The organism is Peptoniphilus sp. DNF00840 (assembly GCF_001553125.1).
GTDB classification, from domain to species: Bacteria; Bacillota; Clostridia; order Tissierellales; family Peptoniphilaceae; genus Peptoniphilus_A; species Peptoniphilus_A vaginalis.
In genome coordinates, this window is record NZ_KQ960252.1 from 1 (window position 1) to 25,022 (window position 25,022).

Genomic DNA, 25,022 nt, shown 5'->3' on the forward strand with positions numbered 1-25,022 from the left:
GTCTCTTTTGAATAACGCTAGCTTTTTTAACTGCATTGTTTATTGTTTGGTGGCATCTACCTAATTTTTTAGCAATTTGCCTATTGCTATATCCTTCGCCTTTATACGCCTCTATTAAAATCATTTCTTTTTCTGAAAGATGGCTTCCTTTAATGTTTCTCTTTGTGTTATTATTTAGATAAGTCATGTAAATCTCCTTTGTGAATTTGGTTTTTTGGTCATTACTAATATATCACAAAGTTTACATGACTTTTTTACTTTTATTTGGCTAACTTCATTTTACAATCTTCCTATTAAATTTAAAGTTTTTGTATTATTTTTTACAGCAATACAGATTTAATTATGTACAAACGGGAATTCCATCTTTAACAAGTGATATGGTTAGAAATATAAAATTGCCAATTCCTAATAAAAAAATTCAAAACAAAGTTGTTGAGGTTTTGGATAAGTTTCAAGACCTGCTTTCTGATACTCAGGGTTTGTTGCCAGAGGAGATTGAAGAAAGGCAAAAACAATATGAATATTATCGTGAAAAACTATTGACATTTGAAGATAGTAGTGGTAGCACGCCGCACGCCGCAAGCCGCAAAATAACTCTTAGGAGTTACTTTGCTACATTAAAGCAAGCGTGCGATATTGTGGGAATTAGATTTATATATAATGTTAGTGATTTCTTATTAAAAGATATAACAAATTATTCTAATGAAAAAATTAATGTTAATGACTTGAACAACAGCAATTATGTTGGTGTAGATAATTTGTTAAAAGATAAATGTGGGAAAGTTGATTCTTCTTATTTACCGCCGGAAGGAAAAGTTAATATATTTAGAGAGAATGATGTTTTGTTAGGGAATATTAGACCTTATTTAAGAAAAATTTGGCTCTCAGATAGATTTGGTGGAGCAAATGGAGATGTTCTTATTTTTGTAATAAAAGACGATTGGAAGAATAATATATTACCAAAATATTTATATCAAGTATTATCTTCTGAGAAATTTTTTGATTATAATATTAATTTTTCAAAAGGTGCGAAGATGCCAAGAGGGGATAAGAAAAAAATAATGGAATATAAAATTTTAGTGCCACCAATGGAGGTACAAGAAAAAGTTGTTTCTATCCTAGACAAGTTTGATAGGTTGGTAAATGACATTAAGGAAGGCTTACCTAAAGAGATTGAGTTAAGACAAAAACAGTATGAGTATTATAGAGAAAGGCTTTTGAATTTTCCTAAGTAGAAAGGAGTTATTATGTCCGAGAAAATTATAAATTACAATACGGCGACTATTGCTGAGATGACAAATGGAATTATTCTTGCAAATTTTAAAAGGGATTTAAGTGCCAGAGAGTCTTCCTATCAAAGTGAAGGTGACCTTGAAAGGAAGATGATTGATAATTTAGTTTCTCAGGGTTATGAGTTTATAAAGACGAGGACCAGTGAGGACTTGTATAGGAACTTGAGGCTACAAATTGAGAAGTTAAATAGTCTTTCCTTTTCTGATGATGAGTGGAAAAGATTTTTAGTTGAGTATTTAGATGCTCCCAGTGATGGAATGGTTGAAAAGACTAGGAAGATTCAAGAAGATTATATTTATGATTTCACTTTTGATGATGGTCATTTGAAAAACATTAAGATTATTGACAAGAAGAATATTCACAATAATTTCTTGCAGGTTACCAATCAGGTGAAGGGAGAGGGCAAAAGTCATAATCGCTATGATGTGACGATTTTGGTAAATGGCTTGCCCCTTGTCCACATCGAACTTAAAAAAAGAGGGGTAAACTTGCATGAGGCCTTTAATCAAATTCACAGGTATAGCAAGGAAAGTTTTAATAGTGATAATTCTCTCTATAAGTTTGTTCAAATTTTTGTAATTTCTAATGGGACTTATACTAGGTATTTTGCAAACACTACGGCACAAAACAAAAATAATTATGAGTTCACTTGTGAGTGGGCTGATGCTAAGAATAAAGTTATTTGTGACTTAGAGGATTTTACTAGGACTTTTTTTGAAAAACGTGTTGTGCTTGAAGTTCTTACTAAGTATTGTGTCTTTGACGTCAACAATACTCTCTTGATCATGCGTCCTTATCAAATTGCTGCTACTGAAAGAATTTTATGGAAGATAAGGTCTAGCTATGAGGCGAAAAAGTTTGGCAGGCCTGAGGCTGGTGGTTTTATTTGGCACACTACTGGGTCTGGTAAGACTTTAACTTCTTTTAAGGCGGCAAGGCTTGCTACTAATTTGGACTTTATTGACAAGGTCTTCTTTGTTGTTGATAGGAAGGATCTTGACTATCAAACTATGAAGGAGTACCAAAGATTTCAACCTGACTCTGTCAATGGTAGCAAGGATACTAAGGAGCTTAAGAAGTGCATCGAAAAGGATGACAACAGGATTGTTGTAACCACTATTCAAAAGTTAAATGAGTTTGTGAAGAAGAATCCTAATCATGAAATTTACGATAAGCAATGTGTTCTTATTTATGATGAGTGTCACCGATCTCAATTTGGTGATGCACAAAAAAATATAAGGAAGGCCTTTAAGAAATACTACCAATTTGGTTTTACTGGTACGCCAATATTCCCTGAAAATTCTCTTGGTGGTGATACAACTGCAGGAATTTTTGGAGCACAACTCCACTCTTATGTAATCACTGATGCCATTCGTGATGGAAAGGTCCTAAAGTTCAAGGTTGATTACAACAACATCAAGCCTAAATTCAAAAGTGCTGAAAAGGAAGATGATGAAAAGAAGTTAGAGAAGTTAGAAAAGAAGATGCTTCTTCATCCTGAGAGAATAAGTGAGATTACTAAATACATTCTTGATGTCTTTGATACCAAGACCCACCGCAATGAGTTTTATGACTTGAAGCATAGAAGGCTCAATGGATTTAATGCAATGTTTGCTGTGCAAAGTGTTGATGCTGCTAAGTTATATTATGAAGAGTTTCAAAGGCAACAGGAGTCTCTGCCAGAAGATAAGAGGTTGAAGGTAGCTACTATTTATAGTTTTGCAGCTAATGAAGAGCAAAGGGCTATTGGAGAAATTTCTGAAGAAAATTTTGATCCTTCTGCCATGGAGTCATCTGCAAAGGAGTTTTTGGATAAGGTAATAGATGACTACAATGGTTACTTTAAGACTAACTTCTCTACTAATGGAAATGAATTCCAAAATTACTACAAGGACTTATCTTTAAAGGTAAAGGATAAACAAGTTGACTTGCTTATTGTTGTTGGTATGTTTTTAACTGGCTTCGATGCTCCTACTTTGAACACCCTCTTCGTTGACAAGAACTTAAGGTATCATGGACTTATTCAAGCTTTTTCAAGAACTAATAGGATCCTCAACAAGGTAAAAACTTTTGGAAATATTGTTTGCTTTAGGGACTTGGAGAAGGCAACGAAGGATGCGATTAAGACTTTTGGAGACGAGAACAGCGTAAATGTCATCTTGGAAAAGTCCTACGAAGAATACATCAATGGTTTTAAGGATGAGGAAACTGGTAAGGTTCAAAAGGGTTATATAGAAATTTGTAATGAGTTGGTTTCAAAATTTCCAGACCCAACAGAGATTGTTTTGAAAGCAGACAAGAAAGAATTTGCAGAACTTTTTGGAGAACTCCTCAAGTCTGAAAATATTTTGAAAAACTTTGATGAGTTCGAAAACTTTGAAAAGATTATTTCTGATAGGCAGATGCAAGACATGAAAAGTGTCTATGTTGACATTAGAGAAAGTGTTTTAAGTTCTAGAGGGGAAGGCAAGTCTGATGAGGGAATTGATTTTTCTGACCTAGAATTTCAAATCGACTTGCTTAAAACTGATGAAATTAATCTCGACTATATTCTATCTCTAATTTTGGAAAAGTCTAAAGAACATGAAGATGTTGAAAGTATTAAAGTTGAAGTAAGAAGGGTAATTAGGTCCAGTCTTGGCACAAGAGCTAAGGAAGAATTAATTATGAACTTTATTAACTCAACTAAGTTGTCTGAATTAAAAAATACTGATGACATCTTAGAGTCTTTTTACACTTTTGCAAAGAAGGAGAAGAGTAAAAAGATAAGTGACTTGATAGAAGATGAAAATTTAAAGGATGATTCAAAAAGGTTTATTGAAAAATCAATTAGCAAGGGATACGTGGACTATGCAGGGGATGAACTAGACCGAATTCTTCCACCAACTTCACGCAGGCATGGTGCAAGAGAAAAGAAAAAAGAATCTGTCCTTGATAAGATTAGAAAAATTGTCGAGGTCTTTGTGGGAATTTAAAATTTTGCATCAGGTTTTTATTGAAGTCTTATAAAATAAATTTCAAATTCAAATTAAAACTGTCCTGTGAAAGCGACAGTTTTTTTGTGTTCAATTTTATAAATCTAACAAAATGAAAATTTTTAAAAAAGCATTTGACAAGTTGATTTTTATTTCCTATAATGTAAAGCAAATCATAATTTTATTTATAAAAAATATTGGAAAAAACGAGTAGGTTTATTAAAGTTTTCAGAGAGTAGGCGTTTGGTGAAAGTCTATAATGGAGATAAATTCGAAAATCCTTTTTCTTTATGCAAGTCTGAACCTCAGTAAGATTTGCCGCTTTAGTAGGCGTTATCTATACTCGGCATTGATTGATGCTTGTTAAGAGAGCTTACATATTTGTAAGAACTAAGGTGGTAACGCGATAATTCGTCCTTTGTCTATTATTTAGACAAGGGACTTTTTTATTTATAAAATTAAAAATTAGGAGGAAAGAATGAAAAATTTATCAAGAAGTCAGTTTACTCAAGTGAGCATAATGCTCTTTGGATTGTTTTTTGGAGCTGGAAATTTAATTTTCCCTCCATTTTTAGGAAACCAAGCAGGAAACAAAACTATTATTTCTCTTTTGGCTTTCTCTATCACTGCAATTATCTTCCCAGTCCTTGGAGCTATAGCTGTTGGTAAGACTGACGGACTTAAAAATTTATCTTCAAGAGTTGGAGAAAAGTTCGCCTTAGTTTTTACTACTGCAATATACCTTTCTATAGGACCTGGACTTGGAATACCAAGAGCTGGATCTGTTCCTTTTGAAATGGCAATAGCACCTTATGTACCTGAAACTTTTAACTTATCTCTTGTAAGGCTTGCCTATACCTTTGTATTCTTTGCTGTTGCAATGTGGGTTTGCTTAAAGCCTAACAAGTTAGTTGCTAGAGTTGGCAAGTATCTAACTCCAACACTTTTACTTTTAATATTTATAATGTTTGCAAAAGTTATGACTTTACCAAAGGCTCCTGCAATGGCTACTGGAAATTACAAGGATACCCCAGTAGTTGCTGGTTTCCTTGCAGGCTACGACACTATGGATGCAGTTGCAGCTCTTAACTTTGGTTTTGTTGTTACTCTTGCTATAAGAAGATTTGGCATTGAAGATAAGAAGCTTGTTACTTCTTACACTGCTAAGGCTGGTCTACTTGCAGGTAGTGTTTTGTTTGTAGTTTACTTAATGCTTTCAACAATGGGTATGGTTACTTCAAAGGCCTTCGCTGGTGTAGAAAATGGTGCAGTTGTTCTTACAGAAGCTGTTAAGCTTGTATTTGGCAACTTTGGTTTAGTTCTTTTGGCTTCAATATTTACTCTTGCTTGTTTAACAACTTGCATAGGTTTAATATCAAGTGGATCTGAATATTTTTGCTCTCTCTTTAACCACAAGATGTCTTATGGAAGATGGGTTTTCCTTTGGACTTTCTTCTCCTTTGTAATGGCAAACTTCGGTCTTAATAAACTTCTTGCTTTATCAGTGCCACTACTAACTGTTATATATCCAGTTGCCCTAGTCTTAATACTTCTAGGATTTACTCATGACTTTGTTGGTTACTCTAAATACTCTTATAAGGCATCAGCCTTCTTTGCAGTTGCCCTACCACTTGTGTCTGTTGCCAAGTCAACATTTAATCTAAGTCTACCTCTTTTGACAAAGCTTGAAGCAAGCCTTCCAATGGCATCAAGTGGTTTGTCTTGGGTCCTACCAAGTCTTTGTGCTGTAGTCTTAGTTGAAGGATACTCAAGGCTATTCTCACCATCAAAGGCTAGTCTAAAAGCAGAAAATTATATGTAAAACAATTTAGAATTTTTAAAACAGTCTCACATGATGAATGTGGGACTTTTTTTATTGCTTTCTTGCAAAGTGGATTAATAAAAAATTTTTGTATGCTTGTGATGAAAGAAAAATATGACAAATAAAATCTAATTGAATATAATTAAAAATTTTTTTGAATAGAAAAGAATTTTTGTTAAGAAAATTGAACAAAGAAATACTATAATAATCTCGATAATTGTTATCAATTAATTTTTATTTAATAAAGAGAGGAGTTTTATTTTGAAATTATACAAAAAATTATTTTCCTACATACCTGAGAGAAGGCTTCACGGTTTTCTTGCAAGTATACTTACAATGGTGGGCATTGTTTTAGAATTTTATGCCTATTATTTAATTTGGATTTTGCTAAGGAATGTTTTTACTGGTGGGGTCTTGTCAGAGGGAAGAAGTCTTGCCATAAAGATTTTAATTTTATTTATCGCTTATGGTCTTTTATATTTTATTGGACTTTGGATGAGTCACTTAGCAGGCTTTAGACTTGAAACTCGTCTTCGTGAAAGAGGTATAAGGCATCTTCTTAGGGCATCTAATACTTTTTTTGACCTACATAATTCTGGAGAAGTGAGAAAAATAATTGACAACAATGTTGAGCAAACTCACATGATTGTTGCCCACCTAATACCTGATCAAACTGCAGCATTTTTGACTCCCATACTTATGATTATCTTGACCTTCCTATTGGATTTATATCTTGGAATATTTTTTGTAGTCATTGTCCTAATAAGTTTAGTCCTTGTAAAAAATATGATGGGTGATCAGTCCTTTATGAAGAAGTATATGGATATGCTTGATGAAATGAATGCAGGTGCAGTTGAGTATGTAAGGGCCATGCCTGTAGTAAAGATTTTTAATGCGCCACTAATTGGTTTTAAAAAACTTTACGATTCAATCCTCATTTATAAGGAGATGGTCTACAAGTATTCTATGTCCTGTAGGGTTCCCTTCGTCCTCTTCCAATGGCTTTTAAATATTTTTATAATTACGCCAATATTTTTTGGAATCTTTATGGTAAACAGGGGAGCTGATCCTGGCCTTTGGGCTGCAAAAATTTTATTTTTCACTTTATTCATGGGGATATTCTTTTCTAACACAATGAAAATTATGTATGTAGCCATGTATATCTTCCAAGCCAACTCTGCTGTTGATAATCTTGAAAATTTATTTGATGAGATGAAGGCGAAGGAAATAGAATTTGGAAGTCAAAGAGAATTCACAAATAAGAATATTGAGTTTAAGAACGTGGACTTTTCTTATGATGGAAAAAATAAAATTTTAGATAAGTTTTCTCTCAGTCTTGAAGAAGATAAGGTCTATGCCTTGGTGGGTAGTTCGGGTTCAGGTAAGTCGACTATTGCAAAATTAATTTCTGGCTTGTATCCCGTTGACTCAGGAGAAATTTTAATTGGAGGTAAAAATGTTTCTTCCTATGACAAGGAAAGTCTTATGAAAAATATTGGAATTGTTTTTCAAAATCCACAACTCTTCCAAGGTATTTCTATTTTCGAAAATGTCAAGCTTGCGAAAAGTGATGCCACTGATGAAGAAGTTTTAAGGGCATTAAAACTTGCAAGGTGTGATGAGTTCATAGACAAATTCAAGGATGCTTATGATGTAGTGATTGGAGCAGAAGGTGTAAATCTTTCTGGTGGAGAAAAGCAAAGGGTAAGTATTGCTAGGATTTTCTTAAAGGATCCAAAAATAATAATTATGGACGAAGCTTCAGCAGCTGCTGACCCTGAAAACGAGTATGAATTACAAATTGCCTTTAAGGAATTAATAAAAAACAGGACTACAATTATGATTGCCCACAGGCTCACTTCCATAAGGGGAGTTGATGAAATTCTTTTAATTGAAGATGGAAGGCTAGTTGAAAGAGGTAGTCACCATAAACTTTATGAGGAAGATGGTAAGTATAAGAAGTTTGTGGAAATGTATATGAAGGCAAATGAATGGAGGGTTGACTGATGAAAAATTATTTGAAAAATCGCTATGGACTTACAGACAAGGGGGCAGAGGGTGCCCTAGTTGCAATAAGATATTCCAGCCTAAAGACCCTTTCTTATATGCTACCTATTTTTCTTCTTATGTATGTAATGCAAGGCTTATTAAACTTAGGGGACTTTAGTCCAAGGCTTACGGTCATCGCCTATATAATAATTGCCCTTCTTATGATTTTTGTAATTAATAGGGACTACATTACAACTTACAATGAAACCTATAAGGAGTCTGCAAATCTAAGGATAGAAATTTCTGAAATAATTAAGGACTTGCCTCTTAGCTTTTATTCAAGTAGAGATTTAACAGATCTTTCTCAAACAATAATGAAGGATGTAGAGGCAATTGAGCATGGACTTTCTCATGCAGTGCCAGGCTTTTATGGCTTCATAATAAATCTAATAATTATTTCGATTTTACTATTGATTGGGAATTTTAAACTTGGTCTTGCAGTTATAATTCCAATTTATATTTCTGCTATCTTGAATTTGCTTTCCAGCAGGATGCAAAAGAAGGGAATAAGGTCTTACTACAAGGAGCAAAGGAAGTCCTCAAAGATGTTCCAAGAACTCATTGACCTATCAACAGAGATCAAGTCCTACAATTTGACTGAAGAAAAGGAAAAAAGTGGTGTTGACTTTGTTAGGTCTTTAGAAAAGGAGCATATTAAATCGGAATTGGGACAAGTTATCCCCATTGTTTCTGCAACAGTTGTGGCAAACTTATCCCTTGCCCTTGCAATATATGTTGGACTAAACAGCTTGATAGATGGAGAAATAAATATCTTGTATTTTGCAGGCTACTTATTTGCATCAGCAAGATTAATTGATGGAGTTGCTGCCTTCAACCAATTCTATGGAGAGTTAATGTATATTAATTCGCCAGTTGAAAAGATAAAGGCCCTAAGGAATGAAAAAATTCAAAGGGGAAATAGAGCAGACTTGAAGTCCTTTGACATTGATGGAAGGAAGCTTTCCTTCTCTTATCTAGATGACAAAAAAGTTATAGATAATATTTCCTTTAAGGCTCTGCAGGGAAAGACTACTGCCCTTGTTGGTCCATCTGGTTGCGGTAAGTCTACCCTAATAAAATTAGTGGCAAGGCTATATGATTATGACTCTGGAGAAATCACAATTGATGACAAGGAGATAAAAAATATTGCCACACAAGACTTGTTCAAACACATTTCTATGGTCTTTCAAGATGTAACCCTCTTTAATGGATCAGTGATGGAAAATATTAGGCTGGGCAGGTCCAGTGCCAGTGATGAAGAAGTCCTTGAAGCAGCAAGACTTGCAAACTGCGATGACTTTGTAAAGAAATTGCCAAGGGGATATGAAACAGAAATTGGCGAAAATGGTTCAAACTTATCTGGAGGAGAAAGACAAAGAATTTCCATAGCGAGGGCCTTCTTAAAGGATGCAGAAATAATTCTTTTAGATGAAATTGCTGCATCACTTGACGTGGAAAATGAAAAGTACATCCAAGAGTCTTTGAACAAATTAACAAAAAACAAAACTGTCATCATAATCTCCCACAGGATGAAGTCAATAGAAAATGTAGATCAAATAATTGTTATGAAGGACGGAAAAATTGAAGACTTTGGAAGACATGAAGAACTACTAGAAAGAAGCAAGACTTACAAGAAGATGATTGAGTCCTCAAAGAAGTCAGAAGAATTTGTATATTAGGAGGAGATAAAATGAAAAAATTTGGAATTCGGGATTTAGTAAATGCCGGTGTATTTTCACTTTTAACTGTCATGGCAACTTGGTGTGGAGGTATGATAGGTTTTATACCTGTTCTTATGCCACTAGTTCCCTTTGCTTGTGGTTTACTTTCAGGACCAGTTTTTATGCTTTATTCAACAAAGATAGACAAGTTTGGTATGGTCTTAATAATGGGTATAGTTTTTGGACTTGTATTTTCAATGTCTGGTCATGGGGCAATAGTTCTTCCTGCCATAATTGTCTTGTCCTTAATCTGTGAGATGATATTAAAAAATGGTGGTTATAAGTCAGTAAAGACTGCAAGACTAACCTACATGGTCTTTATGCTTTTTGGAGCTGCAAATTTAATACCAATTTATTTTGCTAGAGATGCCTTTGTTCAATCTTTAATAGATAGAGATTATGGAGCAGAATATGCAGAAAAACTATTATCTGTTATGCCAACTTGGTCCTTTATACCTGTAGTTCTAGTAGGTATGTTAGGTGGATATTTAGGTTGCACTATTGGAATTAAAATCCTAAACAAGCACTTCAAAAAAGCAGGAATGGTTTAATGAAAATCGACTTTAGGACAAAAATATTTTTAACAAATGTAATAGGGATTGCTGCCATTGAAGGTTCTCTTGGAAGGAGATATTATTATCTTGGGATTCTAATAGCAATCTTTCCCTATTTACTTGCATTATTTGATAGAAAGTGGTCCCTTTTAATTAAGGGACTTTTATATACTTCTGTTGCAGTCCTAGCACAAGGTCTCTTGCTTAATCTTTCGCAAAACTTTTTTACAATGATTTTAAATCTTTATGCAGGGATAATTATAAGAATCTTGCCTGGGGTTATGATGGGTTACTATGCTATAGTTACAACAAAAATGAGTGACCTTGTTTACTCTTTACAGAAAATAAGATTGCCAAATTTTTTGATTATTCCAGTTTCTGTAATGTTTAGATTTTTTTATTCAATAAAGGAAGATTACATTAAAATAAATGAGGCCATGTATATGCATGGCCTAAGTATGAAAAACTTTTTCAAAGAGCCTGGTAAGATTATGGAATATAAGTTTGTCCCACTTTTAATGATCACATCACAGACTGCTGATGATGTTGCCATATCAGCTATGACAAGGGGAATGAGAGTTGAGGGCGATAGGTCATCTATTTCTGATGCAAGCTTAAAGTTGCAGGATTATGTCTTAATAGCCTTTGGAATTTTTATAATTGTTTTATTCATCAGGGTGAAAATATGTTAGAGTTTAAAAATTTATCCTTAGCCTATGAAAATTATGAGGGCAAAGAAAATACAATATTTGAAAATATTAATCTGTCCTTTGAAGTGGGTAGTGTAAATGTAATAAGTGGCCAGTCAGGTTCAGGTAAGTCAACTTTCATAAAGCTAATTAATGGTATAATTCCAGAGATAAATAATGCCAGAATTTCGGGTCAGCTTTTATTTAAGGGAAAAAATTTATTTGACCAGGGCATAAGCGATAGGAGTCAATATATTTCCACAGTTTTTCAAAATCCTAAAAATCAATTTTACTGCATCAATTCAAGTGATGAGATGGCCTTTGCTCTTGAAAATAGAAATGTAAAAAGAGAGGAGATACTAAGTAAAATAGATTACTATACAAGGATTTTTGGGACAGACAAATTACTTGACAGGGATTTATTCAAATTATCAGGTGGAGAAAAACAACTTGTTGCAATTACGTCTGTTGCCCTAATGGATAATGAAATTTATATTTTTGATGAACCTTCTGCCTCTCTCGACAATAATTCAATTGAGAGATTAAAAAATATTATTGAGATATTAAAGGAAAAGAAAAAAATTATAATTATTGCAGAGCATAGGCTTTATTACCTAAGGGACATAATGGATAAGCTCTTTGTCATAGAGGATAAAAAAATAAATTCATACGATAGAGAAGAGGTAAATGATGAATTTATAAAAAATCATAAGCTAAGGACCCTAAGGGAAATAAAAAAGGAAGATTTGAATAAGGATAAATACATAAAAAAATCTTTTTTTGATAAGAATTTTGACCATGACAAGATAATGGAGTGTCGAAACTTTTTTTGCAAGTATAGGGGGAGTGATAAGGTAGTTTTTGATTTTAACCTATCTTTTGACAGGGGAATTTATTTTATAATTGGAGCCAACGGAATAGGCAAGACCTCCTTTATAAGAAATGTTTGTGGACTTAATAAGGGACAGAGGGGAGATTTATATTATGGGTCTGAGAAGATAAAGAGACCCTATGAAAAAATTTCTCTTGTTATGCAAGATGTGAACTATCAATTATTTACAGATTCAGTTTACTCAGAAATTTCCATAGTATCAGATGATGATCTCTTAAAGGAAAAAATCTTGCGTGATTTGGGACTTTGGGATAAAAAGGGTAGCCACCCTCAAGCCCTATCTGGAGGAGAGAAGCAGAGGCTTGCCCTTGGACTAGCCCTTGCTAGCAAGAAGGAAATAGTTTTGTTAGATGAACCAACTTCTGGCTTGTGCCTAAAGAATATGAAAAAATTAATTGGCTTCTTAAAGGAAATGAAAAAGCAAAACAAAACAATTATTATAATCACACACGATTATGAATTTATTAAGAGTGCAGATGAAAATATTTTGGAGTTTGTAAATGAAAAATAATAAGTATTTAGCTTCCTGGGACTTTGAGGTCGTAGATGATAATGATGATTTTATAGAGTATCAAGGAATAAGCCATCCTAAAAATAAAATTAAAAATTATAAACTCTTCCCTGGACTTATGCTAATGTATATTGACTTAAGGGAAAGGTACCAAGTGCAGGCTTCTAATAGTAAGGGGATGAAGGGTTATAGGATTTCTTATAGCTATGAGGGCAATTACTTTACCTATATCAATGATACAAAGATTTTAATAACGAGAGAAATTTTTATTGGCAAGGCCCTTCCCTATGCAAGGGAATCTTATACAACCAAGGACAGGGTTCAAGCCTTTAATTTTATTATTTTTGAAAATCAGATAGAGAAGGATTCCTTTCAGGGGAAAATCTTAGGGAAATTTTTGAAAAAAATAAATTCCATAAAGGATGTGGGTTTTGTCTATAGGAATGAAAAACTAATTCAAAGGGCAAATGAACTTATTCAAGTCCTAAAAAGTGAAGACGTCTTAGGGATTTCTATAAAGGCTCTTGATTTAATTTACGATATCACGCGAGAAAAAACTTCTGAAATAAGAAAATCTTATCAAAAGGAAGAAAGAAACGAAAAAATTATTTTAATTGAAAAGTTTATTAAAGAGAATTTAGACAAGGATATCACTTTAGATTTGCTTACAAAGAAATTTAAAATCTCTAAGTCAAACCTAAACAAAAAATTCACCAGAAAATTTCAGTACACTCCTATTAAGTACCTCAATAATTTGAGGATGATTAAGGCAGAGGAAATTTTGACTAATACAAATAAAAACATAACAGAAATTTCTATGGAACTTGGTCTAACAAGTCCATCGAATTTTACAAGGTCCTTCAAAAAATTTACAGGTCTAAGTCCAAGTGAATACAGAAAAAAAGAAGCTCTAAGTGAATGAGCTTCTTTTTAATGTTTAAATTTATAAAGTAAAGAAAGCGATGTAATAATATTTACCTGCGTCCTTTAGGTCTATTGTCCATTTCTTTTCGATGCCAATTGTCTTAAGCATTTCTTCCATATAGAAAAGGATAACGCCCATGTCTATTAATGATCTTGAGTCTTCATCAGATTTTACCATGTAAGCTTCAACAACTGAACCCTTTAGTACGAATCTCCAAGGTTGGAAGTTCTTGTGGCTTGGTGCAAATCTAACAGATGAGAAGACATCAAAGACTCCGTAGTTTTCTAGAGTTTCAATGGAAATTGGATTTCCTAGAGTATCAGCAAAGACAATTTCTTCCACAGTAAGTCTTGAGCTTGTAACTTTTGGATCAAAAAATTTTTTCTTTTGACCGTAGCCAATTGCTATAAGATAGTCGATGCCTGTTCCCTTTTCACCAAAGATTGCCTTCTTAGTATCGTGGTCAACATCGTCTACTGTTATCCAACAAGTATCTAGATCAAGGTCAACGATTTTTGTGTTTAACTTTTCAAGGCAGTAACCACCCTTTAATATGTTAAGTGGTTTGTCATTTTTAATATCTAGTGCAATGTAGTGAGGAGCTTCAATCATAACTCCTGCGTATCCTGCCTTGCCCCTAAGACCTTCTGCTACGATTTTTCCATTTTCGTAAAGTGAAAAATTAATTTCTTCTTCTTCTCGGTCTAGGTCATCCATAAGTAATTTTATATTTTCCAAAGAATCCCTTGGCACTGTGTCCTTTTTAAAATTTCTAACTGATTTTCTCTTTTGTAAAAAGTTTGTCATTAACATAGTAATCCCCCCTAAAACTCTTATATACTTAGATTATATCACAAGCTAAGGCTCAAAAATAGATTTAAAATAATCACCCTATAGTTTAAACTATAGGAGGAGGGATAAAGTGAATTTAACACCAAGTCAATTAAAAGCTGTAGACCACTTTGAGGGTCCTGCCCTTGTGTTGGCAGTTCCTGGTGCAGGTAAGACTACTATGATCTTACACAGGACCAAAAAATTAATAGAGAGGGGAGTGGATCCCAAGAGTATCCTCACAATTACTTTTTCCAAGGCTCAGGCTGTGGACATAAAGAATCGTTTTGTAGAAATGGATGGCGACAGGACTGTTCACTTCTCCACCATCCATGCCTTTTGCTATTCAATTGTAAGGGACTATTCCAAGAAGTCTGGCAAGTCTCTTAGCTTAATTGACTCCAATATGAAAAAGAAGTACGAGATCCTTAGAGATATTTACAGGTCGGTGAATAATTCTTATCCCACAGAAGAGCGAATTGAAACTGCTATTTCAGAAGTTGGATATTGCAAGAATATGATGTTGTCGCCACAGTCTTTTGCCAAGTCCAAGAGGTGTGACACAGATAATTTTGTCAAGTTTTTTGAAACCTATGAGAAGTTTAAGACTGACAGGGGCCTTATAGATTTTGATGATATGATAAACCTCTCCTACGATGTCTTAAAGAATGACCCTGCAATAATGAAGAAGTACAGGGACAGGTTTAAGTTCATCCAACTTGATGAAGGTCAAGACACTTCAAGGAGTCAGTTTATGGTTTTGAAACTCATCGCCAAGCCAAACAATAATTTATTTGTCGTTGCCGATGACGACCAGTCCATCTATGGCTTTAGGGGTGCCAACACCGAAGAACTTTTTAAATTAAAGGATGACTACAAGGACATAAAGACCTTTTATATGGAAGACAATTTTCGTTCCACAAAGAACATTGTAAATATTGCAAATATTTTTATTGGGCAAAATGAGAAGAGGTTTGAAAAAACTCTTGTAACAGACAACCCCTTTGACAAGCCTGTAAATATTATTAAGGTCAAGGAACCCAAAGACCAGTACGCCTTAATAGAAGAAGAGTTGAAAAAAGAAGAGGGTGACATAGCTATCCTCTACCGAAACAACTTATCAAGTATTGGCCTTGTGGAATACTTTGAGAGAAAAAATTATGAATTTAATATAAAGGACAAGAAGACCAAATTTTTCTCCCACTTTATAACTCGTGACATCTTGGACATTTTAAACTTTGCTGAGGACCTTTCAGACATAGACCTCTATGAAAAATTTTATTTTAAATTAAAGGGATATATTTCAAAAAGACACATTGAATACCTAAAGAGGCACAGTGGAAAAAATATCTTCAACATCCTAAAGGATTATCCAGGACTTCCATCTTATTACCACAAGAATATCAATGGACTCTTAGTAGGCTTTAAGAAGATTGCAAGGGTAGACGTCTATGAGGCAATAAATTATATTGACAAGGAAATGGGCTATGGCGACTACCTAAGAGAAAATGCCAAGAGGTTTATGGAAACAGAAGCGACCTTAAACGAATACCTCTACTACCTAAAGATGATTGCCAAGTCAACTAAGTCCTTGGACCTCTTCATTGGTAGGCTCAAAGAATTGGAGTACGACCTCTTAAAGGCCAAAGACACTGATGCCAAGCTTACCTTCTCCACTATCCACTCAGCCAAGGGACTTGAATTCACTCGAGTTTTTATTGTAGACTTGTATGAGGGGACTTTGCCTTCAACAGCAAGCATTGAGGGTCTAAGAGAAGACCCAGACCTTTATGAAGAAGAGAGGAGACTCTTTTATGTAGCTATGACTAGGGCAAAAAGAGAACTCTACCTCATGTATTCCCACTACACAAATGGAAAGAAAAATGAAATTTCTTCCTTTATTACAGACTTAGAGACTTTAGCAGGAGGAAACAGTGAACATAATAGATGAAATAAAAGATATAATAAAAGATGAAATAAAAGATATAATATTAGAAAGAGATGAAAAAAAAGCTAACGAGCTCTTTGAAGAATACCATCCTGTTGATATCTCGCTAGAGCTTGAAGACCATGAAGACGAAGAAATAGAAATTTTTGTAAAACTATTAAACAAGGAAAATCTGGGTCTACTCTTAGAGTCGGCAGAAGAAGAATTAGCAAGAATAATAATGAGTTTTTTTACGAATGAAGACTTAATCGAAACTTTTGCCTTTATAGAAAACTCCATTGTGGCAGACCTTATTGGATTTCTTTCCACAGTTAGGAGAAAGGAAATCTTGTCACTTATAAAAAGTGATAAGCGAAACATCTTAAAGATGATTCTCTCCTTTGACGAAGAATCTGCAGGCTCAATTATGACAACAAACTTTATAGCCCTAAAGGAGCACTTGACGGCAGACCAGGCAGTAAAGAAAATAATTTCAATTTCTCCAAAGACAGAGATTATTGACAAGATTTTCGTTACCGATGACAAGCATAGACTTAGCGGTATAGTGACTATGAGGGACCTCCTAGTTTGTCAAGCAGACACTCTCTTAAAGGACCTCATGGTAGATGACGACTTCTATGTATATGGGACAGATGACCAAGAAGTTGCCGCTAACCTCTTCTCCAAGTACGAGTTAGACATCCTTCCTGTTGTAAATAACAAGATGGCAGTCCTTGGTGTAATCACATCAGATGACATCATCGCAGTCATTGACCAAGAGCACAACGAAGATATGTTGCAGATGCATGGTGTTAATGCGGATGAAGAATATGACTCAAGTATTTTTGAATCCTTTAAGTCAAGAACACCTTGGCTTATTGTTAACTTGTTGACTGCCTTTTTAGCGTCATCAGTAGTAAAGGTATTTGAAGGCACTATATCTCAGGTTGTAGTCTTATCAGCTGCAATGTCAATTGTAACAGGCATGGGAGGTAATGCAGGCTGTCAAACCTTATCAATTATTATAACATCTCTTGCAAGGGGAGAATTATCCCTAAAGGAAGACTACAAATTAATTTTTAAGGAAATCATCTTGGGAATTGCTGAAGGGGCAATAATTGGGATTATAACTGGTGGAGTCTTTATATTATGGCATCACAATTTTTATCTTGGGTTAATTTTATTCTTGGCAATGATTTTTAATATGATAATTGCTTGCTCTATGGGATTTTTAATTCCACTTATGCTTGACAAAATAAAAATTGATCCAGCCACTGCATCATCAATATTTTTGACAACTTTTACAGATACCTGTGGATTTTTTATCTTCCTAGGTCTAGCAACAGTATTTTTACCAAAATTAATATAAAAATAAAACCACAGTCTTTAAAGATTAAATCTTTTCTGACTGTGGTTTTTCTTTTACATTCTTTCCTTATAATTTTCAATTTCTCTTTGACTAGAAACAACAACTTTTCCATCAGGACCCAAGAGGGGAGTGATTCCCATCCCGTAACCTGCACCGACGTAGAGATAATTTACTCCAGTCTCTGTGTCCAAGAGAATTTCCATGGACTCAGTAAAAGCTCTTTCTTTAAAAATTTTTATAAATCTTTTGTCATCCTTATCTTTAAACATTTTTAACCTCACAATACTTTTTCAAAGGCAAGTCTTTCATTCTTACCAGATAGATAAACAAGCCCAACGTATTCATAATTTAAAGACTTTAAAAGTCCCTGCATTGTCTTATTACCCCTGTGGGTGTCAATCCTCACAGACTTAAAATTATTTTCTCTTGCATAAGATTCGGCAAGTTCAATAATCTTTCTCCCGTAACCCTTCTTTCCTTGGCTCTCAAGTGTCCCAATCCTGTGAAGGGCAACATAGGACTTGGGACTTTGCCAGGTCCCATCTAAATTATTTTCATAATCAATGTCGTAGTCGTAAATTATTACAGTTGATACAACTTTACCTACATCTTCCAAAACAAAAATATTTTTATTATTTATAAGTTCTTCAAAATTATCAAGATTTGGTTTATCTTTACCCTGCCACTGGTCAAGTCCCAAAGCTTTTAACTTTTTTGATCCATCATCATAAATTTGTAAAATTGTTTCTCTATCATCTTCTCTTGCTAGTCTTAATTCCATCTTTCCTCCAAAATAAGGGGAACTTCCTTGTTAAGTTCTATTGAATTTCTTGTAACTATCGAATCATAGGCGAGGACCCTTACACCATTTTCACTTGCTTCCCTAAGTCCTCTTGAAAAATCTGGGTCAGTCAAATAATTTGGTGTAAAAAATTTAACATCTTCCATTTGAATTACAAATAAGACAAAGGTCATAAAGTCCTTGTTAGACTTATCTAGTCCCTTGACATGCTTAAGTCCTCTCTTAGTTGGTGCATCAGGGAAGGCTACGATGCCATCCTTCTCAAGGGTAACGCCTTTTACTTCCATAAGAGCTTTTTGTCCCTCGCCTTCAAGATAAAAGTCAAATCGTGAATCACCATGAGTGTATTCTCTTTTAATTTTCTCATACTTAAAGCCCAAGTCAATTTTATTTTTTAACAAGGCTTCTTCTACAACTTGGTTGGGAGCTTGTGAGTCAATATTAATAAGTCTGTCGCCCTTCACTACTCCGATTAAGGTGTAGGAAGTTCTCCTATTGGGGTTATCATTGTAGGTCAAGTAGACTGTTACCCCTTCAATAAGGAACTCCTTGCAGCGACCAGTGTTTGGCACGTAGACCTCCAAGGTCTTAGAGCCCTTCTTGCAATAGGATATAAATCTGTTCTTTCTATATAAAAATTCTGCTTTGATTACGCTAGTGTATTTCATAAGTCACCCCAAAATATTATACAGGTAACTTTAATTTATGTAAAATATGGAGTAAGATAGAGAAAAAGGAGGGAGCTAATGGACATTTTAGTAGTTATTGATATGCAAAATGATTTTATTACAGGAGCTCTTAAGACCAAGGATGGTGAAAGGCTCTTAAAGGAAGTTGCCAAAAAAGTTGAGGACTTTAAGGGTAAGGTGGTTTACACCCTAGACACTCACTATGACGATTATCTTTCAACAAATGAAGGGAAGAATCTTCCAATAGAGCACTGCATCAAGGGAACTTGGGGTCACGATATTCCAGTAGACTTAAAGATGACAAAGTCCTTTGAAGGAGCAAAGAAGTTTGAAAAAAATACCTTTGCTTCAGTTGAACTTGGAGAATATTTAAAAAAGTTAGATGAAGAAGAGGGAATAGGGGACATATATTTTCTTGGATTAGTTGCAGACATCTGTGTGGTTTCTAATATTTTATTAGTTAAGGGCTTCTTGCCAGAGAAAAATATTTATCTTTATAAAGATCTTACAGAAGGACTTACAGATGAAAAGAAGGCATCAGCCCTAGATGTATTAGAGTCCTGTCAAGTAAAAATAATTTGATAAATAAGAAAAATTTAAAAATTAGAAATTAAAAAGCACACAACTATTATGTGACAAGCATAAAGTAGTGTGCTTTTATAATGCAATTAATTACAAGTAAATATTAGTTGAATAAGAACTAAACTTTTCAAATAAGAAAGCCTCTTGAAAAATAAAATTTCAAGAGGCCAAAAATAAGCAAAAAAATAAGTACCAAAGACTTGGTACTTATTCTGGTGCCCAGAGCCGGAATCGAACCAGCGACACGAGGATTTTCAGTCCTCTGCTCTACCGACTGAGCTATCTGGGCAAGTTAATGGTGGGCCTTCAGGGACTTGAACCCGGGACCTACCGGTTATGAGCCGGGCGCTCTAACCAACTGAGCTAAAGGCCCTCACCATTGGCGGAGAAAGAGGGATTTGAACCCTCGCGACCCTATTCGGGACCTACTCCCTTAGCAGGGGAGCCTCTTCAGCCACTTGAGTATTTCTCCAAATCGAAGGTCACTCTTTAGCAACTTACTCTACTCATTCTAAAGTAATGAGTTTCTTTTGTCAACTGTTTTTTAAAAGTTTTTAAATTTTATTAAAAATCTATTTAAAAATTTTTAAAACAATTTAGGGTCATCTCTTGCTTAAGTATTATCTCATAAAAGCTTAAAAAAATAAAGACAAAAAATCTATTGACATTCATAAGGGATGAAATATAATGAATATATGAACAAGTATCGAAGTATTAAAAATAAAAAGGAGAAATTTATGAATAAATATATTTTTCACTTAAGAGGACTTACTTGTGCCAACTGTGCAGGCAAGATAGAAGAGGAACTTAAGTCAAGAGATGAACTCAAAAATCTTCACTACGATTTTCTAAATGACGAGCTTGTCTTTGAATCAGAAGAAGAGACAAGTGAACTAAGAAACAAAATCCAAGAGATTGTTGACTCCATAGAAGATGGTGTCTTCGTAACAGAAGACCTTGGTGAAGAGATAGAAGAAGATGAGGAAGAAGAAAGTTTCTCCATATACAAGTCTATTATCGTCTTAGTAGGACTTGTGATTTTACATTTTGCAAAATTAAATGAAAAATTTACAACTATTTCTTATTTAGTTCTATATCTTATTATTGGTTACGATGTAATAAAGCCTTCAATAACAAAAATTGTCACTGGCAAATTTATGGATGAAAAATTTCTTATGACAGTGGCATCTCTTGCTGCCATAATTTCTGGCGAGTATGCAGAAGCTGTAGCAGTTATGCTTTTCTACAGCGTGGGAGAAATTATCCAAGACAAGGCTGTGGACTCTTCAAAGAAATCCATAAGAGAAGCTTTAAAGTTAAAGCCAGACTTTGCCAACTTAATGATTGATGGAGAGATTAAAAAAGTTGATCCAAGTGAAGTTGCTATTGGACAAGTTATTCTAATTAGGCCAGGAGAAAAAGTTCCCCTAGATGGAAAAATTTTAAAGGGATCATCTAATCTTGACACTTCAAATATCTCCGGAGAGTTTGCTCCAGTTTCTCTTGAAGAAGGGGACGAAATCATATCTGGTTTTGTAAACCTAGACTCTTCTCTTGAAGTTGAAGTTACAAAAACTTACAATGAAGGAACTATTGCAAAAATTATTGACATGGTAAAGAACGCCAGCGTCAACAAGGCAGAGGTTGAAAAATTTATAACACGTTTTGCAAAAATTTACACCCCAATAGTAATAGGTCTTGCAGTAATTTTATTTTTAGTTCTTAACTTTGCAACAGATCATACATTTAAGGAAGCACTTTACAGGGCAGCAATATTTCTAGTTATTTCTTGTCCTTGTGCCCTTGCTATTTCAGTTCCATTGACAATTTTTGCAGGGATAGGATCTCTTTCAAGAAGGTCAATCTTTGTTAAGGGAGGAAATTCTATTGAAGCCTTAACTGACATCCGTGGAGTTGCCTTTGACAAGACTGGAACAGTAACTAAGGGCGAATTTATTATTGCAGAAGTAGAAGAAATCTCTGCATCAAGAGATGAAATATTAGAAATTGCTTCTGTGGGAGAAACTTATTCAACTCACCCAATAGCCAAGGCAATCGTAAAAGCCTTTAAGAGTAAAAAAACTCCTGACCACTTGAACAATCTTGGCGGTAAGGGAATAGAATTTGAGCTTGAAGGCAAGTCCTACCTTGTTGGAAATAAAAAATTAATGGAAGACTTTGGTATAGACCTTGAAGGGAACAAGGAATCAAACTTCGTTGATGTATTTGTTGCCGACAAGGAAAAAGTCCTTGGAGTTATAAAACTTAAAGATCAAATAAAAGATGGAGTTAAGGACAGCGTCAATAAACTTCATCAAAGAGGAGTTAAGACCTATATGTTCTCAGGCGACAAGGACAGGGTTGTTGAAGAAATCGCAAGAGAAGTCGGAATTGATTGCTACAAGGGGTCTCTTCTTCCAGAAGACAAGGTAAATGAAATCAAGAAAATTGAAAAGGATAAAAAAGTTGCCTTCGTTGGCGATGGAACAAATGATGCTCCTTCACTTGCATCAGCCTATCTTGGCATCAGTATGGGTTCAGGATCAGATATTGCAATAGAAACTTCAGACATTGTTCTCCTAAAAAATGATATTTCTTCTATTGTAAGAGCAATTGATATTGCTAAGAGAGTAAAGAAGATCGCCTACCAAAATATTTTTATAGCCCTATTCTTAAAGGTCTTAGTATTAGGACTTGGGGCTGTGGGTTATGTGTCCATGCCTTTAGCAGTTTTTGCTGATGTTGGAGTTGCCTTGATTTGTATCCTTAATGCCCTTAGAGTTTTTAAAGAATAATAAATCACAGTAAAATGCTATGGTTTATTAGTTTTAATGAATACAAGAATTGATAAAAAAAGCTTAATTGATAATTCAAAAATTTTAAAATAGGACTTAAGCCTTGTAAATGCTTAAGTCCTATAATTTTTTACAAAATTAGCGATATTTTATCATAAAAAAAGGATAATAATGATTGAAAAATTAAAAGTATTATGTTAATATAGTGACATAAGATTATGAATAAGGGAATTCATAAATTTTGGTATAATTTTTTATGGAGGTAATTTAATATGGCATATGTAATTAACGATTCTTGCATCGCATGTGGTGCATGTCAAGCAGAATGTCCAGTTGGATGTATTAGCGACGGAGATATCTATACAATTGATGACTCTCAATGTATCGATTGCGGTAGCTGTGCAGCTGTTTGCCCAGTAGGCGCTCCAAATCCAGAAGACTAATTTACTTAAAGAAAAGATAGGTTTCGGCCTATCTTTTTTGTTTGCTCAAAATCATAACTCTAAAATATCTGTTGGGGAAATCTCCAGCAGATATTTTTTGCAAAAAACACTTATACGTATTTAGGCCTAGACTTAAAAGAACTAAAAACCTAAAGCTAGGAGTTACATATAAGGGCAAAATAATAAGATGAAATTATTGGTTTTAATGATTTAGTTTTTGATAGCCTTTATAAGGATAATAACTTCCTTCTTTTGACGAGTTTGTTAAAAGTGGATACTATTTTTCTTCTTTACATAAAAAAGAGACTCGATTGATTTAACGAGTCTCTAAAATATTTGAAATAGTTCTTAAATATCTCTTATATTTATTTAATATTTGGCTTATCGCCACCACAGGGATGAGTTCCTTGTTATACTGTCAAGCTCTTTATATTAAAATATAAAATTTAATTTCTACTATAGTACAAGTTACGATAGTCGACAATTTTTCACAAATTATCTTTTAACATAAGCCTACTCATCTTCCAAAGTTATTGTGGTGTGGTAAGTAGACAGAAGTCGCTCTTTAATCCTTAAAGGAGTTACTTCCTTGGCATAGGCTGCATTGCGTATTAAATTGAAAGATTCCCTCAAGGATTTAACAAACTCAGGGTTGTTAGAAATAATGTATTTAAATCGCCATTTTGAAGAGGAATACAATTTTTTGGCTACGAAGTTGTGGTCAGTCATGTAAAAAGATAGGGGGAAATCCCAATCTAAAGGTTCATTTGCATAAGGGTCGATCATATAAAAATGAGAGGTCCTCATGGACTCCAATCCTTTGGACATAATATCAATACATTTTTTCATATCGTCATTATCCATTTCCAAGATGTGAGATGCTAATGATAATTTATGGTCTCTAAGGGAACGGAAAAAAGGGACTGAGTTAATAGTAATAGTAATATTTCCGTTGCGATAAGTAGCATTTTTTAGTTTTAGTGTATTTTTTAATACTTCGCTATCAAAGTTCTTAATGTGATTTCGCTTTAAAATTTTGTTAATCAAGCTTTCATTTAAGAAAGAACCATCGAAAAAAGAATCAAAAATATGAAGATTATGATCACGGTAATTATTTCCTTGGAAAAAATCCACCTCAAAATAAGGGTCTTGAATAGTTTTCATCAGCGTATGCTGATGAAGATTTAAAGACTTTATATAAGCTTCCGTTTGTTCGAGAACATCGGGATCAGTGACATAATTACAAATAATTGGCAAGCCATTTTCATCCATATTGAAAAAAAGGACAAAATGATTACGCACATAAATAAACTCTGGTTGACCAGCGGAAACTGTACGATTATAAATAAAAAGATCGTAATAAATCATTTCTGTAAAAATATAATAAATATCATAAAAATCATCAAACTGAAAAAAAGAACCGGGATTTTCTAAGATAAAATGAACAACCACAGGTGTTTCGTTTGAAAATAGAATCAGGTTCTGATAACTGTCAAAGATGCTCTTAAGGAAAGAATGATTAATATGATAAAATAAGTGTACTTTTTCAGGACCTAAGGGTTTTGAATAGAGAAAAAACAAAAATTGTTTAATTGCATCTAAACCGATAATAGTTTGAAAAGGATTGTCATCAACTAATGTTAAATTTTCATCACGTTTATAAAAACTTTTAAAATAGGAAGAATTTAAAGCATTATAGATGCTTTTTTTCAAAATTACCTTTGAAGCCAAATCAAGATTACCTGGTAAAAAATCACGCACATCTTCTTGAAGATTGTTACGGTAAATAACATTTGCAAAGCGGTTAGACAAATAAGAGTTTGTGGTTTCGACCTGAGTTAAGCTGGGCAAGTAGTGTCCATTTAGCCACTTACTAAAGTAAGAAGAGTCGTAATGCAACTCTTGAGAAAGATCCTTTGATTTTAAATGAGTTACTTTAATTAATAATTTTAAGAGAGTCTCGTAATACATACTAAGATTTCCTTTCAGAATAAAATATATGGATATCTATATTTAGTATAAAGGAGTGAAAAAGAAAAGTAAATAAAAAGCCTTATTAAAGCAGGAATAAGTTAAAGATAATTGAAAGATTAAATACAAAAGTAGAAAAAAACCTAGGGGGGGGTAGAAGAAAAGGCATAAATACAAGCTTT

At 33.9% G+C, this 25,022-nt stretch carries 20 protein-coding genes, 3 tRNA genes and 1 other annotated feature; of the genes, 14 read left to right on the plus strand and 9 right to left on the minus strand.

What is annotated here, in order from left to right:
- The coding region (locus tag HMPREF1864_RS07710; RefSeq protein WP_156435967.1) for a helix-turn-helix domain-containing protein at window positions 1–187 on the minus strand (187 nt) is incomplete at its 3' end.
- 121 nt (window positions 188–308) lie between these two features.
- Between HMPREF1864_RS07710 and HMPREF1864_RS07715 the strand changes: the two genes are divergently transcribed.
- The 9 genes from HMPREF1864_RS07715 to HMPREF1864_RS07755 all read left to right on the plus strand — a co-directional run bounded on the left by HMPREF1864_RS07715 (window position 309) and on the right by HMPREF1864_RS07755 (window position 13,428).
- Entirely contained in the window at window positions 309–1,235 is a 927-nt protein-coding gene (locus HMPREF1864_RS07715; protein WP_082718933.1) for a restriction endonuclease subunit S, read from the plus strand.
- A gap of 12 nt (window positions 1,236–1,247) precedes the next feature.
- Entirely contained in the window at window positions 1,248–4,268 is a 3,021-nt protein-coding gene (locus tag HMPREF1864_RS07720) for a type I restriction endonuclease subunit R (protein WP_062572210.1), read from the plus strand.
- A 189-nt stretch (window positions 4,269–4,457) separates the two neighbouring features.
- Window positions 4,458–4,690, plus strand: a binding site (T-box leader).
- 56 nt (window positions 4,691–4,746) lie between these two features.
- Window positions 4,747–6,090, plus strand: coding sequence for a branched-chain amino acid transport system II carrier protein (gene brnQ / locus HMPREF1864_RS07725; RefSeq protein WP_062572211.1), 1,344 nt, complete (start codon window positions 4,747–4,749; stop codon window positions 6,088–6,090).
- 261 nt (window positions 6,091–6,351) lie between these two features.
- Window positions 6,352–8,097 carry an ABC transporter ATP-binding protein gene (locus HMPREF1864_RS07730; protein ID WP_062572212.1) on the plus strand — a complete coding sequence of 582 codons (1,746 nt, stop codon included), beginning with the start codon at window positions 6,352–6,354 and terminating at the stop codon, window positions 8,095–8,097.
- Entirely contained in the window at window positions 8,097–9,818 is a 1,722-nt protein-coding gene (locus tag HMPREF1864_RS07735) for an ABC transporter ATP-binding protein (protein WP_062572213.1), read from the plus strand. The genes HMPREF1864_RS07730 and HMPREF1864_RS07735 overlap by 1 nt, the downstream gene beginning before the upstream one ends.
- Before the next feature lie 11 nt (window positions 9,819–9,829).
- Entirely contained in the window at window positions 9,830–10,411 is a 582-nt protein-coding gene (locus HMPREF1864_RS07740) for an MptD family putative ECF transporter S component (protein WP_062572214.1), read from the plus strand.
- Window positions 10,411–11,106, plus strand: a complete 696-nt coding sequence (locus HMPREF1864_RS07745; protein WP_062572215.1) for an energy-coupling factor transporter transmembrane component T family protein — start codon at window positions 10,411–10,413, stop codon at window positions 11,104–11,106. Before HMPREF1864_RS07740 ends, HMPREF1864_RS07745 begins: the two co-directional genes overlap by 1 nt.
- Window positions 11,100–12,506 (plus strand): ATP-binding cassette domain-containing protein, encoded by a 1,407-nt coding sequence (locus tag HMPREF1864_RS07750; protein ID WP_062572216.1) that lies wholly within the window; start codon window positions 11,100–11,102, stop codon window positions 12,504–12,506. Before HMPREF1864_RS07745 ends, HMPREF1864_RS07750 begins: the two co-directional genes overlap by 7 nt.
- Window positions 12,496–13,428 carry a helix-turn-helix domain-containing protein gene (locus HMPREF1864_RS07755; RefSeq protein ID WP_062572217.1) on the plus strand — a complete coding sequence of 311 codons (933 nt, stop codon included), beginning with the start codon at window positions 12,496–12,498 and terminating at the stop codon, window positions 13,426–13,428. Before HMPREF1864_RS07750 ends, HMPREF1864_RS07755 begins: the two co-directional genes overlap by 11 nt.
- A 21-nt stretch (window positions 13,429–13,449) precedes the next feature.
- Here HMPREF1864_RS07755 and HMPREF1864_RS07760 read toward each other — a convergent pair whose 3' ends face one another.
- Window positions 13,450–14,244 carry a nitroreductase family protein gene (locus HMPREF1864_RS07760; protein WP_062572218.1) on the minus strand — a complete coding sequence of 265 codons (795 nt, stop codon included), beginning with the start codon at window positions 14,242–14,244 and terminating at the stop codon, window positions 13,450–13,452.
- A 109-nt stretch (window positions 14,245–14,353) separates the two neighbouring features.
- Here HMPREF1864_RS07760 and HMPREF1864_RS07765 point away from each other — a divergent pair, with 109 nt between their 5' ends.
- Together HMPREF1864_RS07765 and mgtE are read left to right on the plus strand one after the other, a co-directional pair.
- Window positions 14,354–16,213 carry an ATP-dependent helicase gene (locus HMPREF1864_RS07765; RefSeq protein WP_062572219.1) on the plus strand — a complete coding sequence of 620 codons (1,860 nt, stop codon included), beginning with the start codon at window positions 14,354–14,356 and terminating at the stop codon, window positions 16,211–16,213.
- Window positions 16,197–17,558 (plus strand): magnesium transporter, encoded by a 1,362-nt coding sequence (gene mgtE, locus HMPREF1864_RS07770; protein ID WP_231723521.1) that lies wholly within the window; start codon window positions 16,197–16,199, stop codon window positions 17,556–17,558. The genes HMPREF1864_RS07765 and mgtE overlap by 17 nt, the downstream gene beginning before the upstream one ends.
- A 53-nt stretch (window positions 17,559–17,611) precedes the next feature.
- On the opposite strand, the gene HMPREF1864_RS07775 is transcribed toward mgtE, so the two are convergent.
- Genes HMPREF1864_RS07775 through sfsA form a run of 3 tightly spaced genes read right to left on the minus strand, consistent with a single transcriptional unit; the run spans window position 17,612 to window position 19,028 of the window.
- On the minus strand, window positions 17,612–17,827 hold the full coding sequence (locus tag HMPREF1864_RS07775; protein WP_062572220.1) for a DUF6440 family protein: 216 nt from the start codon (window positions 17,825–17,827) through the stop codon (window positions 17,612–17,614).
- An 8-nt stretch (window positions 17,828–17,835) separates the two neighbouring features.
- The gene (locus tag HMPREF1864_RS07780; protein ID WP_062572221.1) at window positions 17,836–18,339 is read right to left on the minus strand and encodes a GNAT family N-acetyltransferase; all 504 of its coding nucleotides are present in this window, start codon (window positions 18,337–18,339) and stop codon (window positions 17,836–17,838) included.
- Window positions 18,330–19,028: a DNA/RNA nuclease SfsA gene (sfsA, locus tag HMPREF1864_RS07785; RefSeq protein ID WP_062572222.1), complete on the minus strand. Its 699-nt coding sequence runs from the start codon at window positions 19,026–19,028 to the stop codon at window positions 18,330–18,332. The genes HMPREF1864_RS07780 and sfsA overlap by 10 nt, the downstream gene beginning before the upstream one ends.
- Window positions 19,029–19,106: 78 nt before the next feature.
- Here sfsA and HMPREF1864_RS07790 point away from each other — a divergent pair, with 78 nt between their 5' ends.
- Entirely contained in the window at window positions 19,107–19,631 is a 525-nt protein-coding gene (locus tag HMPREF1864_RS07790) for a cysteine hydrolase family protein (protein WP_062572223.1), read from the plus strand.
- A gap of 213 nt (window positions 19,632–19,844) precedes the next feature.
- Here the strand turns inward: HMPREF1864_RS07790 and HMPREF1864_RS07795 are convergent.
- The 3 genes from HMPREF1864_RS07795 to HMPREF1864_RS07805 form a co-directional block, all read right to left on the minus strand.
- A tRNA-Phe gene (locus tag HMPREF1864_RS07795) sits at window positions 19,845–19,920 on the minus strand.
- Between the two features lie 7 nt (window positions 19,921–19,927).
- A tRNA-Ile gene (locus HMPREF1864_RS07800) sits at window positions 19,928–20,004 on the minus strand.
- A gap of 7 nt (window positions 20,005–20,011) precedes the next feature.
- Window positions 20,012–20,103: transfer RNA gene (locus HMPREF1864_RS07805), tRNA-Ser, on the minus strand.
- A 265-nt stretch (window positions 20,104–20,368) separates the two neighbouring features.
- On the opposite strand from HMPREF1864_RS07805, the gene HMPREF1864_RS07810 reads away from it, so the two are divergent.
- Window positions 20,369–22,426, plus strand: a complete 2,058-nt coding sequence (locus tag HMPREF1864_RS07810) for a heavy metal translocating P-type ATPase (RefSeq protein ID WP_062572224.1) — start codon at window positions 20,369–20,371, stop codon at window positions 22,424–22,426.
- A 272-nt stretch (window positions 22,427–22,698) separates the two neighbouring features.
- Window positions 22,699–22,869, plus strand: a complete 171-nt coding sequence (locus HMPREF1864_RS07815; RefSeq protein WP_062572225.1) for a DUF362 domain-containing protein — start codon at window positions 22,699–22,701, stop codon at window positions 22,867–22,869.
- A gap of 513 nt (window positions 22,870–23,382) precedes the next feature.
- Here the strand turns inward: HMPREF1864_RS07815 and HMPREF1864_RS07820 are convergent.
- Complete coding sequence (locus tag HMPREF1864_RS07820; RefSeq protein WP_062572226.1) at window positions 23,383–24,840, minus strand: hypothetical protein; 1,458 nt, start codon at window positions 24,838–24,840, stop codon at window positions 23,383–23,385.
- Between the last annotated feature and the right edge of the window lie 182 nt (window positions 24,841–25,022).